This is a genomic window from Escherichia sp. MOD1-EC6819 (assembly GCF_002965765.1).
Taxonomy (GTDB): domain Bacteria; phylum Pseudomonadota; class Gammaproteobacteria; order Enterobacterales; family Enterobacteriaceae; genus Escherichia; species Escherichia ruysiae.
In genome coordinates, this window is sequence record NZ_PTRG01000010.1 from 125,345 (window position 1) to 141,817 (window position 16,473).

The following is a 16,473-nucleotide window of genomic DNA, read 5'->3' on the forward strand; positions in this document are numbered from 1 at the left end:
ACGAATACTATGGGCAAAGCAGTCATTGCAATTCACGGCGGCGCAGGCGCAATTAGCCGCGCACAGATGAGTCTGCAACAGGAATTACGCTACATTGAGGCACTGTCTGCCATTGTTGAAACCGGACAGAAAATGCTCGAAGCGGGCGCAAGTGCGCTGGATGCAGTGACGGAAGCCGTGCGCTTGCTGGAAGAGTGCCCACTGTTTAACGCCGGAATTGGCGCTGTCTTTACGCGTGATGAAACCCATGAACTCGACGCCTGCGTGATGGATGGCAATACCCTGAAAGCCGGTGCAGTGGCGGGCGTCAGTCATCTGCGTAATCCGGTTCTTGCCGCCCGTCTGGTGATGGAACAAAGCCCGCATGTGATGATGATAGGTGATGGCGCAGAAAATTTTGCTTTTGCTCATGGCATGGAGCGCGTCTCGCCGGAGATTTTCTCCACGCCTTTGCGTTATGAACAATTACTGGCGGCGCGTGAGGAAGGGGAAACGCTCCTCGACCATAGTGGCGCTCCGTTGGATGAAAAACAGAAAATGGGCACTGTGGGAGCCGTGGCGTTGGATCTCCATGGCAATCTGGCGGCTGCCACGTCCACGGGGGGAATGACCAATAAATTACCTGGTCGGGTCGGCGACAGCCCGCTGGTTGGCGCCGGGTGCTACGCCAATAACGCCAGCGTGGCAGTTTCTTGTACCGGCACGGGCGAAGTCTTCATTCGCGCGCTGGCGGCGTATGACATCGCCGCGTTGATGGATTACGGCGGCTTAAGCCTCGCACAAGCCTGCGAGCGGGTAGTGATGGAAAAACTCCCTGCGCTTGGCGGCAGTGGCGGACTAATCGCTATCGATCATGAAGGCAACGTCGCGCTACCTTTTAACACCGAGGGAATGTATCGCGCCTGGGGCTACGCAGGCGATACGCCAACCACCGGTATCTATCGTGAAAAAGGGGACACCGTTGCCACACAGTGATGAGCTTGAAGCCGATGATGTGCTGGCTGTTGATAATCTCAATATTGCCTTTATGCAGGACCAGCAGAAAGTGGCTGCGGTTCGCGGTCTCTCTTTTAGCCTGCGACGTGGTGAGACGCTGGCAATTGTTGGAGAGTCCGGTTCCGGCAAGTCAGTCACAGCACTGGCGTTGATGCGTCTGTTAGAACAGGCGGGGGGGCTGGTGCAGTGTGACAAAATGTTGTTGCGGCGGCGCAGTCGTGAGGTGATTGAGCTTAGTGAGCAGAGCTCCCGGCAAATGCAGCATATACGCGGTGCGGATATAGCGATGATTTTCCAGGAGCCAATGACGTCGCTAAATCCGGTATTTACCGTGGGCGAACAGATTGCCGAGTCTATCCGTCTGCATCAGAACGCCAGTCGTGAAGAAGCGATGTCGGAGGCGAAACGGATGCTGGATCAGGTTCGCATCCCGGAAGCACAAACCATTCTTTCGCGTTATCCGCATCAACTCTCCGGTGGGATGCGTCAGCGGGTGATGATTGCCATGGCGCTGTCATGTCGCCCGGCGGTGCTGATTGCCGATGAGCCGACGACTGCACTGGACGTCACCATTCAGGCGCAGATCCTGCAATTAATCAAAGTGTTGCAAAAAGAGATGTCGATGGGCGTCATCTTTATCACTCACGACATGGGCGTGGTGGCGGAGATTGCCGATCGGGTACTGGTGATGTATCAGGGCGAGGCGGTGGAAACGGGCAGCGTCGAACAGATTTTTCATGCGCCACAGCATCCTTATACCCGTGCGCTATTGGCTGCTGTTCCGCAGCTTGGCGCGATGAGAGGGCAAGATTATCCCCGACGTTTCCCGTTGATATCGCTTGAACATCCGACTCAACAGGAACGCCCTGTCGAGCAGAAAACGGTGGTTGATGGCGAACCTGTTTTACAGGTGCGTAATCTGGTCACCCGTTTCCCTTTGCGTAGTGGGTTGTTGAATCGCGTAACGCGGGAAGTGCACGCCGTTGAAAAGGTTAGTTTTGATCTCTGGCCGGGTGAAACGTTGTCGCTGGTGGGGGAGTCTGGCAGTGGTAAATCCACCACCGGACGGGCGTTGTTGCGCCTGGTTGAAAGTCAGGGCGGAGAAATTATCTTCAACGGCCAGCGAATCGATACTCTGTCACCCGGCAAACTTCAGGCATTGCGCCGCGATATTCAGTTTATTTTTCAGGATCCTTACGCCTCACTGGATCCACGCCAGACGATCGGTGATTCGATTATCGAACCGCTACGTGTTCATGGATTATTGCAGGGTAATGAAGCCGCTGCACGCGTTGCGTGGCTACTGGAACGCGTTGGTCTGTTACCCGAACATGCGTGGCGCTACCCGCATGAGTTTTCCGGCGGCCAGCGTCAGCGTATCTGTATTGCCCGTGCGCTGGCGTTGAATCCCAAAGTCATTATTGCCGATGAAGCCGTGTCGGCGCTGGATGTTTCTATTCGCGGGCAGATTATCAACTTGTTGCTCGATCTCCAGCGTGATTTCGGCATTGCATATCTGTTTATCTCTCACGATATGGCGGTCGTGGAGCGGATCAGCCATCGTGTAGCGGTGATGTATCTTGGACAAATTGTCGAAATAGGCCCCCGGCGCGCGGTCTTTGAAAATCCACAGCACCCTTATACGCGTAAATTACTGGCGGCAGTTCCGGTTGCTGAACCGTCCCGGCTGCGACCACAGCGCGTACTGCTATCGGACGATCTTCCCAGCAATATTCATCAGCGTGGCGAAGAGGTTGCAGCCGTCTCGTTGCAATGCGTCGGGCCGGGGCATTACGTCGCACAACCACAATCAGAATACGCATTCATGCGTAGATAACATTCAGGCGGAGAATCAAATGGCAAGAGCTGTACACCGTAGTGGGTTAGTGGCGCTGGGTATTGTCACAGCGTTGATGGCATCTTGTGCATTCGCTGCCAAAGATGTGGTTGTGGCGGTGGGATCGAACTTCACCACCCTCGACCCGTATGACGCGAATGACACGTTGTCACAGGCCGTGGCGAAATCGTTTTACCAGGGGCTGTTCGGTCTGGATAAAGAGATGAAGCTGAAAAATGTGCTGGCGGCGAGTTATACCGTCTCCGGTGACGGCCTCACTTACACCGTGAAATTGCGTGAAGGGATTAAGTTCCAGGATGGCACCGACTTCAACGCGGCGGCGGTAAAAGCGAATCTGGATCGGGCCAGTGACCCAGCGAATCATCTTAAACGCTATAACTTGTATAAGAATATTGCCAAAACTGAAGCGGTCGATCCGACAACGGTGAAGATTACGCTTAAACAGCCGTTCTCCGCGTTTATAAATATTCTTGCCCATCCGGCGACAGCGATGATTTCTCCGGCGGCGCTGGAAAAATATGGCAAAGAGATTGGTTTTCATCCGGTGGGAACCGGGCCGTATGAACTGGACACCTGGAATCAGACCGATTTTGTGAAGGTCAAAAAATTCACCGGTTACTGGCAGTCAGGACTGCCCAAACTGGACAGCATTACCTGGCGTCCGGTGGCGGATAACAACACTCGCGCGGCAATGTTGCAAACCGGTGAAGCGCAGTTTGCTTTCCCCATTCCCTACGAGCAGGCCGCGCTGCTGGAGAAAAACAAAAATATCGAGCTGATGGCCAGCCCGTCGATTATGCAGCGTTATATCAGTATGAATGTGACGCAAAAGCCGTTTGATAACCCGAAGGTACGGGAGGCGCTGAATTATGCCATCAACCGTCCGGCGCTGGTGAAAGTCGCGTTTGCGGGATATGCAACGCCCGCCACTGGCGTGGTGCCGCCGAGTATCGCCTACGCGCAAAGTTACCAACCGTGGCCTTACGATCCGGCAAAAGCGCGCGAATTACTTAAAGAGGCGGGATATCCCAACGGTTTCAGTACCACGCTGTGGTCGTCACATAACCACAGCACCGCGCAGAAAGTGCTGCAATTTACCCAGCAGCAGTTAGCGCAGGTAGGAATTAAAGCCCAGGTGACGGCGATGGATGCCGGACAGCGGGCGGCAGAAGTAGAAGGTAAAGGGCAAAAAGAGAGCGGCGTGCGACTGTTCTACACCGGCTGGTCGGCATCGACCGGCGAAGCTGACTGGGCGTTATCGCCGCTGTTTGCGTCACAGAACTGGCCACCGACGCTGTTTAATACTGCGTTTTACAGTAATAAACAGGTGGATGATTTCCTGGCTCAGGCACTGAAAACTAACGATCCGGCGGAAAAGACCCGCTTATATAAGGCGGCGCAGGATATCATCTGGCAAGAGTCGCCGTGGATCCCGCTGGTGGTCGAAAAACTGGTGTCGGCACACAGTAAAAATCTGACCGGTTTTTGGATCATGCCAGACACCGGCTTCAGCTTTGAAGATGCGGACTTGCAATAAGCAACGCAGGGAGTGGAATGCTTAATTACGTTATCAAACGCTTACTGGGGTTGATTCCGACGCTGTTTATCGTCTCGGTGCTGGTGTTTTTATTTGTCCATATGCTGCCCGGCGATCCGGCGCGATTGATTGCCGGCCCCGAAGCCGATGCTCAGGTCATCGAACTGGTGCGTCAGCAACTGGGTCTGGATCAGCCGCTGTATCACCAGTTCTGGCACTACATCAGCAACGCAGTGCAGGGAGATTTTGGCCTGTCGATGGTGTCGCGTCGTCCGGTTGCCGATGAGATTGCCAGCCGCTTCATGCCAACGCTGTGGCTGACCATAACCAGTATGGTCTGGGCGGTGATATTTGGTATGGCGGCAGGAATTATCGCCGCCGTCTGGCGTAACCGTTGGCCGGATCGATTGAGTATGACCATCGCGGTGTCGGGGATCTCCTTCCCGGCATTTGCCCTGGGGATGCTTTTGATACAGGTTTTCTCCGTTGAGCTGGGCTGGCTGCCTACCGTAGGTGCAGACAGTTGGCAGCACTACATTTTACCCTCCCTGACGCTCGGCGCGGCAGTGGCAGCCGTGATGGCGCGCTTCACCCGCGCGTCGTTTGTCGACGTTTTAAGCGAAGATTATATGCGTACCGCGAGGGCGAAAGGGGGGAGCGAAACCTGGGTTGTCCTCAAACATGGGCTACGCAACGCGATGATCCCGGTAGTGACTATGATGGGCTTACAGTTTGGCTTTTTGCTCGGAGGTTCCATCGTGGTGGAGAAGGTTTTCAACTGGCCCGGACTTGGACGCTTACTCGTTGACTCCGTAGAAATGCGCGATTACCCGGTGATTCAGGCGGAAATTCTGCTTTTCTCGCTGGAATTTATTCTTATCAACTTAGTGGTGGATGTGCTTTACGCCGCCATTAACCCGGCTATCAGGTACAAGTAAGGATGCGATTATTTAACTGGCGTCGTCAGGCGGTGTTAAACGCCATGCCACTAGTAAAACCTGATCAGGTGCGTACTCCGTGGCATGAGTTCTGGCGACGTTTTCGCCGTCAGCATATGGCGATGACCGCCGCATTATTCGTCATTTTGTTGATTGTGATGGCAATTTTTGCACGCTGGATCGTCCCCTATGACGCCGAAAATTATTTCGATTATGACAATCTGAATAACGGACCTTCTTTGCAGCACTGGTTTGGCGTCGATTCACTGGGGCGCGACATTTTCAGCCGTGTCCTGGTTGGTGCACAAATCTCGCTGGCGGCGGGTGTGTTTGCGGTGTTTATCGGTGCGGCGATTGGGACGTTGCTGGGTTTGCTGGCTGGATATTACGAAGGCTGGTGGGATCGGCTGATCATGCGTATTTGCGATGTGCTGTTTGCTTTCCCTGGCATTTTGCTGGCTATTGCTGTTGTCGCGGTGCTGGGAAGCGGCATTGCTAACGTGATTATCGCCGTCGCTATCTTTTCTATTCCTGCGTTTGCCCGACTGGTGCGCGGCAACACGCTGGTGTTAAAACAGCAAACCTTTATTGAATCAGCGCGCAGTATTGGGGCCAGCGATATGACCATTTTGTTGCGCCACATCTTACCGGGGACAGTCTCTTCCATCGTCGTGTTCTTTACCATGCGCATTGGCACCTCAATTATCTCCGCCGCCAGTCTGTCGTTTCTCGGCCTGGGAGCGCAGCCGCCGACCCCGGAGTGGGGAGCGATGCTCAACGAAGCGAGAGCGGATATGGTTATCGCGCCGCATGTGGCGGTTTTCCCGGCACTGGCTATTTTCCTGACCGTGCTGGCGTTCAACTTGCTGGGTGATGGTTTGCGTGATGCGCTGGACCCCAAAATTAAAGGATAGTCACGGTTGAATATTGCTTGAAAGGGTAATGACCTCAGAGGAAATTATTGCCTTAAGCAAGTGTTGTAACTTTCTTCTAATTTTGTAGAATCGAGTAATTTGGTTAAAAAGCCGCTGTGAGGGACTATTTATGCAGCGGCACAGCGTATTGACAGTTATTTTGTTAAATGTATTAACATGCTGAGTTTATACGAAAAGATAAAGATCAGGCTGATAATTTTATTTTTATTGGCTGCGCTGTCATTTATTGTTCTTTTTTTCATCATTAACTATCAGCTGGTATCGGAGCGTGCGGTAAAACGTGCTGATAGCCGCTTTGAACTTATTCAAAAAAACGTTGGCTATTTCTTTAAAGATATTGAACGTTCCGCTCTGACGTTAAAGGACTCACTTTATTTATTGAAAAACAGTGAGGAGATTAAACGAGCTGTCATCCTGAAAATGGAAATGATGCCATTTTTAGACTCAGTGGGGCTGGTACTGGATAATGATAAATATTATCTATTTTCGCGGCGGGCGAATGATAAAATCTTTGTTTATCATCAGGAAAAGGTAAATGGTCCCCTTGTTGATGAGGCAGGACGCGTCATCTTTGCCGATTTTAATCCGTCGCAGCGCCCGTGGTCAGTAGCTTCGGATGGCTCTGACAGTAGCTGGAATCCGGCATATAATTGCTTTGATCGTCCGGGGAAAAAATGTATTTCTTTTACACTACGAATTAACGGCAAAGACCGTGATTTGCTGGCTATTGATAAAATTCATGTCGATTTAAACTGGCGATACCTGAACGAATACCTTGATCAAATCAGCGCAACTGATGAAGTGTTGTTTCTGAAACAAGGTTATGAAATCATTGCAAAGAACCAACTCGCCCGTGAAAAATTGATTATTTATAATAGCGAAGATAATTATAATATTATTGATTCTGTCGATACGGAGTATATAGCAAAAACATCGCGCGTACCCAATAACTCGCTATTCGAAATCTATTTTTATTATCCTACGGGGAAACTATTTAACGCGTCAGATAAACTTTTTTATTTACCGTTTGCTTTCATTATTGTCGTATTGCTGGCGGTTTACTTAATGACGACCCGTGTGTTCCGTCGCCAATTTTCAGAAATGACAACGCTGGTCAATACGCTGGAGTTTTTACCTGACTCTGCGGATCAAATGCAGGCACTGAAAATTCGTGACGGCGATGCGAAAGAGATTATCAGCATCAAAAATTCGATCGCGGAAATGAAAGATGCTGAAGTTGAGCGTTCAAATAAATTGCTCTCGCTGATCTCCTACGATCAGGAAAGCGGTTTTATCAAAAATATGGCGATTATTGAGTCAAACAATAATCAGTATCTGGCCGCCGGGATCATCAAACTGTGCGGACTGGAAGCCGTCGAAGCCGTGTTTGGTGTCGAGGAACGCAACAAAATCGTCAGGAGGCTGTGTCAGCGAATTGCCGAGAAATATGCACAATGCTGCGATATCGTGACATTTAATGCCGATTTATATTTATTATTATATCGGGAAAATATACAGACGTTTACTCGTAAAATAGCGATGATAAACGATTTCGACAGTAGCTTTGGCTATCGCAATCTGCGTATACACAAATCTGCCATTTGTGAACCTCTGAAGGGCGAAAATGCCTGGAGCTACGCAGAAAAACTGAAGCTGGCGATTTCCAGCATCCGTGACCATATGTTCTCTGAGTTTATTTTCTGTGATGATGCGAAACTCAGCGAAATTGAAGAGAATATCTGGATTGCGCGCAATATCCGTCATGCAATGGAAAAAGGCGAGCTATTCCTGGTTTATCAACCGATTGTTGATATTAACACCCGTGAAATTCTGGGCGCTGAGGCACTGTGCCGCTGGGTTTCTGCGGAGCGGGGGATCATCTCGCCACTGAAGTTTATTGCTATCGCGGAAGATATCGCTTTTATCAATGAACTGGGTTACCAAATTATTAAAACGGCGATGGCTGAATTCCGCCATTTTAGCCAGCGTGCGCTCCTGAAACAGGATTTCTTACTGCATATAAATGTTTCGCCCTGGCAGTTAAACGAACCTCATTTTCATGAGCGTTTTATCGCCATCATGAAAGAACATGAACTGACAGCGAAAAGTCTCTGTATTGAGATCACTGAAACTGTGATTGAGCGAATTAGTGAACATTTTTATCTCAATATTGAACAGCTGCGTAAACAAGGGGTACGAATATCGATTGATGACTTTGGTACGGGTTTGTCAAACCTGAAACGTTTTTATGAAATTAATCCTGATAGCATAAAAGTGGACTCGCAATTTACCGGCGATATTTTCGGCACTGCGGGTAAAATTTTGCGCATTATCTTCGACCTGGCACGCTATAACCGGATCCCGGTGATTGCAGAAGGTGTTGAGAGCGAAGAGGTTGCGCGTGAATTAATCAAATTAGGGTGTGTTCAGGCCCAGGGGTATCTGTACCAGAAGCCGTTGCCATTCTCTGCCTGGGACAAAAGTGGAAAGTTAGTAAAAGAGTAGTTTAGGTATGTCCAGAATCAATAAATTCGTACTTACAGTCAGTCTGCTGATTTTTATCATGATTTCAGCAGTTGCCTGCGGGATCTATACCCAGATGGTAAAAGAACGGGTGTATGGCCTGAAACAGTCCGTTATTGATACTGCTTTTGCGGTGGCAAATATTGCTGAATATCGGCGTAGTGTGGCAATTGATCTCATTAACACGCTTAACCCGACTGAAGAAGAATTGCTGGCTAGCTTGCGCACAGCTTACGCTGACTCGGTTTCACCTTCTTATTTGTATGATGTTGGTCCTTATCTGATTTCCAGTGATGAGTGTATTCAGGTTAAGGAGTATGAAAATAATTATTGTGCAGATATTATGCAAGTTGTTAAGTATCGGCATGTTAAAAATACGGGGTTCATCTCTTTTGACGGCAAAACCTTCGTCTATTATCTCTATCCGGTTACTCACAATCGCAGTTTGATATTTTTGCTTGGGCTGGAGCGATTTTCGTTACTGTCAAAGTCACTGGCAATGGATAGCGAGAACCTGATGTTCTCACTGTTTAAGAACGGCAAGCCAGTTACCGGTGATGAATATAATGCCAAAAACGCCATCTTCACCGTTTCGGAAGCGATGGAACATTTCTCCTATTTGCCGACCGGATTGTACGTATTTGCTTATAAAAAAGACGTTTATTTGCAGGTATGTACGCTGATTATTTTCTTTGCTGCCTTGGTGGCAGTTATTTCAGGCACAAGTTGCCTCTATCTGATACGCAGAGTGATTAATCGTGGCATTGTTGAGAAAGAAGCCATTATTAATAACCATTTTGATCGCGTGCTGGACGGTGGGCTTTTCTTTTCGGCGGCGGATGTCAAAAAACTCTACAGCATGTATAACTCGGCGTTTCTTGACGATCTGACAAAAGCAATGGGCAGAAAATCCTTTGACGAAGATTTAAAAACCTTACCGGAAAAAGGTGGTTATTTATGCCTGTTTGACGTCGATAAATTCAAAAATATTAACGATACCTTCGGTCATTTGTTGGGCGATGAAGTGTTGATGAAGGTCGTGAAAATCCTTAAATCACAAATTCCGGTGGATAAAGGCAAAGTCTACCGCTTTGGCGGCGACGAATTTGCGGTGATTTATACTGGCGGAACCCTGGATGAGTTGCTATCGATTTTAAAAGATATCGTTAATTTCCAGGTGGGGAGTATTAATTTAAGCACCAGTATCGGCGTGGCGCATTCAAATGAATGTACTACCGTTGAACGGTTAAAAATGCTGGCGGATGAGCGGCTGTATAAAAGTAAGAAAAACGGCAGGGCACAGATTAGCTGGCAGTAATTTTTATTAACGAACCGGGCAAATGATTTTGCCCGGCCTGAATTAATTAAACCCGACTACCCCACAAATCGTACTCGTCGGCGTGCTCGACTTTCACACGCAGGATATCGCCCGGCTTAACGTTGGTTTCACCGTTGAGATAAACCGCGCCGTCGATTTCCGGTGCATCTGCCATGCTGCGGCCAATCGCGCCTTCTTCGTCTACTTCGTCGACGATCACCAGAATTTCACGGCCCACTTTTTCTTGCAGGCGCTCGGCGGAAATCTGCTGCTGCAGTTGCATGAAGCGATTCCAGCGTTCTTCTTTCACTTCTTCCGGAACCTGGTCAGGCAGGGCATTGGCGTCTGCGCCTTCAACCGGGCTGTATTTAAAGCAGCCAACGCGATCCAGACGTGCTTCTTTCAGGAAGTCGAGCAGCATCTGGAAATCTTCTTCCGTCTCGCCAGGGAAGCCGACAATAAAGGTTGAACGCAGGGTCAGTTCCGGGCAGATTTCGCGCCACTGTTTGATGCGTGCCAGTTGGCGATCTACAGAACCCGGGCGCTTCATTAGTTTGAGAATGCGCGGGCTGGCGTGCTGTAACGGAATATCCAGATACGGCAGGATTTTGCCTTCAGCCATCAGCGGGATAACGTCATCTACATGCGGGTAAGGGTAAACGTAGTGCAGACGTGTCCAGATCCCCAGTTTTGATAACTGTTCGCACAGGCTGACCATACTGGTTTTTACCGGCTCGCCGTTGTAAAAGCCTGTACGGTGTTTAACATCAACGCCATACGCGGAAGTATCCTGGGAGATCACCAGAATCTCTTTAACGCCCGCATCTACCAGGCGTTTCGCTTCGCTTAACACTTCGCCAATCGGACGGCTCACCAAATCGCCGCGCATAGACGGAATAATGCAGAAGGTGCAGCGATGGTTACAGCCTTCGGATATCTTCAGATAAGCGTAATGACGTGGCGTCAGCTTAACGCCTTGCTCAGGCACCAGGCTCAGAAATGGGTTGTGTTTCGGTTTTGGCACGTAGTGATGAACGTGCTCCAGAACCTGCTCATAGCTATGAGGGCCGGTGATTTCCAGCACTTTCGGGTGGACTTCGCGGATCTGATCTTCTTTCGCCCCCAGACAACCGGTCACTATTACCTTGCCGTTTTCATTCAACGCTTCGCCAATGGCTTCCAGTGATTCTTGCACCGCACTGTCAATAAAACCGCAGGTGTTGACGATTACCATGTCTGCGTCGTCGTAGCTCGGTACTACGTCATAACCTTCAGTGCGCAATTCGGTCAGAATACGCTCTGAATCGACGAGGTTTTTCGGACAGCCGAGGGAAACAAAGCCGATTTTCGGCTGGGGAGTTACTTTGCTCATAGCTTAAAAAATATTCAGTTACAGGAAAGGTCAGGGCAGGGATTCTACAGAGTTCTGGATAAAATTTGTATCGTAATCTGGTCAACAGGCGAGGAAAACGCCCCAACTATCGGGGCGCAAATGGTTATCAGGCTACAGGGTTTTCAGTTAGCGCCTTTGCAGGCTGGTTGCTGGATTTGTCCCGCAGCGTAAAGACCGAAATAAGCGTGAAACAACCGGCAATCGCCCCCAGGATGAGATAGGTTTCAGCAAAGCCAATGGTGTCATACAGATAGCCGGCAATAGGTGAATAGATTGCCGTGGCGATGGATGCCACAAAAAGCACCAGCAGGTAGACCGTCGAAGAGAGTTTATGATCAAAGTTAGCTGCGATAAATTTAAACACAGATACCAGGATCAGTGGTTTTTCGATGGCGTGCATCATTTTAACGGCTGCAATCCACACTGGTCCCAGTTGGATTGCAGAACCGGCAATGCGCAACGACATAATGGTTCCGGCAATCACTAATGCCCATTTTGCGCCAGTGCGGTTAACAAACCACGGCATCAGACAGAGAAATAGGGTTTCTCCACAGACCTGGACAGAAGCCAGAATCCCGTACCAGCGATTGCCTTCTTCTGGTGTCGGAAATTGCAGCGAAAAATATTGTGCGAATTGTTGATCGTAGGTGTCATAAATTTGCGTTACGAACAGAGTGAACATCAATAAAAACCAGAACTGACTATTTTTCGCCAGTTCAAGCGCATGGATAGCTTTCAGCGAATTGGTTTTTTCAATTTCCGCCTCGGTCAGTTCGATTTTGGTAAACATAAAGCAGATTGCGGCGACCACAATGGCACAGCTTGCCAGCCAGAAAGAGAGATTAGGGCTGGTATCAATGTATTTACCCACAATCCACGCGGCGGCGGCCCATCCCAGAGAGCCCCACATTCTTACGCGACCATATTCAAAATGATAACGACGCGAAACTTTATCTATCCAGGAATCCAGAACGCCACAGCCAGAATTAAAAATGATCCCCAGGTAAACGCCACCCAAAACAGCGCCCAGCCAGAAGTTATGAACCAGAAGCGGGGCGTACACATAAATAAAGAATGGGCCTACGGGAAGTAATAATGCGACGAGGATCCAGATGAGTTGTTTCTTAAGACCAAATTTATCGGAGATGAAACCGAAGAACGGTTGCATTAATAACGCAATGAAAGCATTAACGGAATAAAGTAATCCTGTGCGTGTGGCGGTAATTTCCAGATGCTGTGTCGTCCATATGACAAAAAATGCCATCGTTGCCGACCAGGCAAAGAGGTACAGGAAATCGAAAATACTGAGCAAAATATAATTACGTTTACCGGGCAATAACATAGCCATATCCTCAATCACTGGCGTTGGGTCATTTACCGTTGGCACAGGCATTCGCTGTGCTTACTGGTTATTGTTTTGGTATGCATCTCCGTAAAATGTCATACGTTAACAATTTCATTTTTACTCTGACCCTGAGTGCGATGATTAGGCAATGTGTTAAATGAATGTTTGCGATTTGCATCACAATTATTGCTGGTAATAAAAAAGATTTAGCGAAATAGATCACTAAATCTTTTTATGGGAACGTATTACTTTTATGCCTTGCGTGTTAGCTCATCCGCCAGTGTGCGAAGGTGTTCAGCAATATTCATCAGATCTGTCTGTGGTGAGTGCAGAGGGCCAGCAGAGTTACGCACGACCAGGCGACTGGGAAGGATGGTTGAAGAGCGGAGCATCGCGTGTTCATCGTCCGGCTGTAAAATCTGTTGAACGGCAATTTTCCCTTGTAAATCAAAGTCGATTGCGACGGTCGTTAGCGAAGGTTCAAAAAACGCACTCTCATAAGTGTCGTCATAGCCAATGACAGAAATATCTTGCGGGATTTTACGTTTTTGTTGATGTAAGGCGCTTAACGCCCCCAATGCCATCTGATCATTGGCGATCAGAAGAGCGGTCGCCTGTGGCGTTTCACGTAGCATCTGTAACGTCGCCAGATAGCCGCTTTGAGCGTCCCAACTACCGTAATGAATGGCCAGCGGCGTCAGTTGGAGTGAGGAGAGGGTATCGCGCCAGGTATTGAGTCGTAGCCGCGCCGGTACTGAGTTTTCTGGGCCAGAGATCAGGCAAAATTGACGATGCCCCAAATCGTAAAGATATTTCACGCTGGCGCGTGCACCTTCTGCGGGATTAAAGGTGACGTTAAACACCGGGCTATAAGGATCCACGTCGAGAAACAGACATAATACATCGCTGTTTTCAGCAACCAGAGTTTCAGCCAATGCCGTTTCCAGTGGTGCGTTGATAATAATCTTTGTTACCCGTTGTGCTTTTAAGTCATTAATTGCAGCCTGAATACCTTTAATATCAACATCATCAATCATGGATATCAGCACCTGATATCCCTGTTTTCCTGCATATTTTTTCACTGCTGCCGCAATTTGCGAGGGGGCATGTAGGGCGAGCGAAGTTGTAACCAGCCCGATCGTTTTGCTCTCTTTCCCTACCAACTGTTGAGCTACGCGATTTGGAACGTATTTAAGTTCGGCAATGGCTTGTTCAATTTTTTGACGTGTTTTGGCAGACACGTTCGCTGAATTGTTAAGCACCCGCGACACTGTCTGATAAGAAACATTGGCATGACGAGCAACATCGGCAAGGGTTGCAGCTTTGGTTTTCATATTCGCCCCGGCTAAAAGATTTGTCACAGTATACCGCAGTGAATGTCATACGTATCACGCTCACCTGTCTCAGTGCTGGTAAGCTGAACCGACGAACCTGTTTGAAGGGAAAAAACGCGTACTTGATCACATTCTTGCCGGACATTCCTTGCATAGCGAAGCAATTAATTACTAGATGATATCCTTGTGAACGAATAACATTTTTTGTCTGTTTAAAACAATTCAGGAGTCAGCATGGACAAGCACCCACCGATCATCCCCAGAGCCCCATGGTTACTTCATGGTGCTGATTACAATCCGGAGCAATGGTTACATGTCCCTGAGATTCTGGAGAAAGATATCGCCATGATGCAACAGGCTGGTTGTAACACCATGTCGGTGGGCATTTTTAGCTGGTCAATGCTGGAACCCACAGAGGGGGAGTATCGCTTTGACTGGCTGGATGAAGTGCTGGATAAACTTCATGCTGGCGGGATTTCTGTCTTCCTCGCAACACCAAGCGGAGCAAAACCCGCCTGGCTTGCAGCTCGTTATCCAGAGGTTCTGAGAGTTAGCGCCTCACGCGAGAAAATGCTTCACGGAGGTCGCCATAATCATTGCCTTTCTTCGTCAGTGTATAAAGATAAAGTGACGCAAATTAACCGTAAGCTGGCGCAGCGATACGCCAATCATCCGGCGGTTCTGGGGTGGCATATCAGTAATGAATATGGCGGAGAGTGTCATTGTAAGGGATGCCAACAGGCGTTTCGCCGTTGGTTGCAGACTCGTTACACCACTCTTGAGGCGCTTAATCAGGCATGGTGGACTGGCTTCTGGAGCCATACATACAGTGACTGGTCACAAATTGAATCGCCTTCCCCATTAGGTGAGATGTCTAACCACGGTTTGAATCTTGACTGGCGGCGCTTTGTCACATCGCAGGTAAAAGAGTTCTACCAAATGGAGATCGCGCCGTTAAAAGCTGAACGCCCAGATTTACCTGCGACGACCAATTTTATGTGGTATTTCAATGACTACAACTACTGGGCATTAGCCGAAGTGGTTGATTTTGTGAGTTGGGATAGCTATCCCATGTGGCATAAACAGGAAGATGAACGCGCCGTTGCCTGTAAAACAGCGATGTATCACGACCTGATGCGTACCTTGAAAAATAAACCGTTTATTCTGATGGAATCCACGCCCAGCCAGACAAGCTGGCAGCCAACCAGCAAATTGAAAAAGCCGGGAATGAATATTCTTTCTTCCTTACAGGCCGTCGCTCACGGCGCAGACGGCGTGCACTATTTTCAGTGGCGTAAGAGTCGTGGCGCCGTGGAGAAGTTTCATGGTGCGGTAGTTGATCATGTCGGTCATCTGGAGACGCGTACCGGGCGCGAAGTCATACAACTGGGGCAACGGCTGGCTCATCTTAACCAATTGGTTGGGACGAAAACGCAGGCAAAAGTTGCCATTATTTTCGACTGGGAAAACCGCTGGGCGGTCAATGATGCTGCCGGGCCGCGCAATTGCGGTATTCACTACGAGCAAACGGTAGTGGAGCATTACCGACCTTTCTGGGAGCAGGGCGTGGCGGTCGATATTATCAATGCTGATTGTGATCTTACGGGTTATCAGTTAGTTATTGCCCCAATGCTCTATATGGTTCGCGATGGATTTGCTGCTCGTGCTCGCGCCTATGTTGACGCTGGTGGCAATTTTGTCACCACTTACTGGTCCGGGATTGTCAATGAAACCGATTTATGTCACCTGGGTGGGTTCCCTGGCCCGTTGCGTGACCTGATGGGTGTGTGGGCTGAAGAGATTGATAGCCTTAATGATTATCAGCATAACGAAGTTATCTGTGAGCCGAATGCATATGGACTGCAGGGGCAATGGCAGGCACGGGAATTATGTGCGGTTATTCACGCCGAAGGTGCACAGGTTCTGGCGCGCTATGGCGAGGATTTTTATGCGGGTACGCCTGCGTTAACGGTAAATCACGTCGGACAAGGTCGAGCTTTCTATGTGGCTTCGCGTAATGATGCGTTATTTCATCAAGCGTTTGCCGCGATGTTGATCAACACACTTCATCTCCCAAAAGCACTTGCTACTGAACTTCCTGCTGGCGTTATTGCAACGCGTCGGACAGACGGCGATCAGGAATGGGTTTTTGTACAAAACTACACTGCTCATGTACAAAATATTGTGCTTCCTGGAGCGTGGCGAGTGGCGGAAACAGGTAAAGCTTGTTCACAAGACTTAGAACTGGCTCCGTGGGGATGCGAGGTGCTGGAAAGAGAAATAATGTAAATTCTTA

11 protein-coding genes are annotated in these 16,473 nt (G+C 49.1%); 8 read left to right on the forward strand and 3 right to left on the reverse strand.

The window, feature by feature from the left end; genetic code table 11:
- Positions 1-9 precede the first annotated feature (9 nt).
- From iaaA to A7Z06_RS15855, 7 genes are all read left to right on the forward strand, one after another.
- Complete coding sequence (gene iaaA, locus A7Z06_RS15825; RefSeq protein ID WP_000513749.1) at positions 10-975, forward strand: beta-aspartyl-peptidase; 966 nt, start codon at positions 10-12, stop codon at positions 973-975.
- Positions 962-2,833 (forward strand): glutathione ABC transporter ATP-binding protein GsiA, encoded by a 1,872-nt coding sequence (gsiA, locus tag A7Z06_RS15830; RefSeq protein WP_010347511.1) that lies wholly within the window; start codon positions 962-964, stop codon positions 2,831-2,833. The genes iaaA and gsiA overlap by 14 nt, the downstream gene beginning before the upstream one ends.
- Before the next feature lie 19 nt (positions 2,834-2,852).
- Positions 2,853-4,391 (forward strand): glutathione ABC transporter substrate-binding protein GsiB, encoded by a 1,539-nt coding sequence (gene gsiB, locus A7Z06_RS15835; protein ID WP_000090186.1) that lies wholly within the window; start codon positions 2,853-2,855, stop codon positions 4,389-4,391.
- A gap of 17 nt (positions 4,392-4,408) precedes the next feature.
- Positions 4,409-5,329 (forward strand): glutathione ABC transporter permease GsiC, encoded by a 921-nt coding sequence (gene gsiC, locus A7Z06_RS15840; protein ID WP_000936038.1) that lies wholly within the window; start codon positions 4,409-4,411, stop codon positions 5,327-5,329.
- Positions 5,330-5,331: 2 nt separating this feature from the next.
- Positions 5,332-6,243 carry a glutathione ABC transporter permease GsiD gene (gene gsiD / locus A7Z06_RS15845; protein WP_001236036.1) on the forward strand — a complete coding sequence of 304 codons (912 nt, stop codon included), beginning with the start codon at positions 5,332-5,334 and terminating at the stop codon, positions 6,241-6,243.
- A 177-nt stretch (positions 6,244-6,420) separates the two neighbouring features.
- Positions 6,421-8,769 carry a sensor domain-containing phosphodiesterase gene (locus tag A7Z06_RS15850; RefSeq protein ID WP_105279489.1) on the forward strand — a complete coding sequence of 783 codons (2,349 nt, stop codon included), beginning with the start codon at positions 6,421-6,423 and terminating at the stop codon, positions 8,767-8,769.
- Between the two features lie 7 nt (positions 8,770-8,776).
- Positions 8,777-10,105 (forward strand): GGDEF domain-containing protein, encoded by a 1,329-nt coding sequence (locus A7Z06_RS15855; RefSeq protein ID WP_105279490.1) that lies wholly within the window; start codon positions 8,777-8,779, stop codon positions 10,103-10,105.
- Between the two features lie 46 nt (positions 10,106-10,151).
- On the opposite strand, the gene rimO is transcribed toward A7Z06_RS15855, so the two are convergent.
- The 3 genes from rimO to A7Z06_RS15870 all read right to left on the reverse strand — a co-directional run bounded on the left by rimO (position 10,152) and on the right by A7Z06_RS15870 (position 14,177).
- On the reverse strand, positions 10,152-11,477 hold the full coding sequence (rimO, locus tag A7Z06_RS15860) for a 30S ribosomal protein S12 methylthiotransferase RimO (RefSeq protein WP_000049382.1): 1,326 nt from the start codon (positions 11,475-11,477) through the stop codon (positions 10,152-10,154).
- A gap of 127 nt (positions 11,478-11,604) precedes the next feature.
- Positions 11,605-12,840: an oligosaccharide MFS transporter gene (locus A7Z06_RS15865; RefSeq protein ID WP_000926279.1), complete on the reverse strand. Its 1,236-nt coding sequence runs from the start codon at positions 12,838-12,840 to the stop codon at positions 11,605-11,607.
- Between the two features lie 254 nt (positions 12,841-13,094).
- The gene (locus A7Z06_RS15870) at positions 13,095-14,177 is read right to left on the reverse strand and encodes a LacI family DNA-binding transcriptional regulator (protein WP_000849771.1); all 1,083 of its coding nucleotides are present in this window, start codon (positions 14,175-14,177) and stop codon (positions 13,095-13,097) included.
- Positions 14,178-14,411: 234 nt separating this feature from the next.
- On the opposite strand from A7Z06_RS15870, the gene A7Z06_RS15875 reads away from it, so the two are divergent.
- Positions 14,412-16,466 (forward strand): beta-galactosidase, encoded by a 2,055-nt coding sequence (locus A7Z06_RS15875; RefSeq protein WP_000357588.1) that lies wholly within the window; start codon positions 14,412-14,414, stop codon positions 16,464-16,466.
- Positions 16,467-16,473 lie beyond the last annotated feature (7 nt).